Here is a 384-nt window from a genome sequence, read left to right on the forward strand (position 1 = left end):
CCACGAGCGCATCAAGCTCCGGCTGCAGGGGCTCAGTCCGGTGGAATACCGATTGAGAAGCACCGCCTAATCGGCGGAATCGTGACCGTCCAACTTCTGGGGGTCAGTTCAAAACCGGGGCGATTCAGACAGACGCCACGGATGCAGCCGCTTTGCTCGAAGCGGCACGTGCCTGCGATATTCGCCCCGTGCGTGTGAAGTCAGTGGAGCAACAGGCTTTGCAGGGGCTGCACCGCATCCGCTCCCTGTGGATGGGTACCCGCACCTCGCGCATCAATGCCCTGCGGGGGTTCTGTCGGGAGTTCGGCATCGCTGTTCCTGTAGGTGCGCGCACGGGCATCGAAGTCATCGGCCGCGTGTTGGCCGACCCACAGTCGGCTGTGC

At 63.5% G+C, this 384-nt stretch carries 1 pseudogene; it reads left to right on the forward strand.

Going from position 1 to position 384, the window contains the following annotated elements:
* Positions 1-125 precede the first annotated feature (125 nt).
* Positions 126-384: pseudogene (locus ACYZGB_RS22880) on the forward strand (IS110 family transposase); the annotation flags it as partial.

Source organism: Acidovorax sp. Q11 (assembly GCF_054950075.1).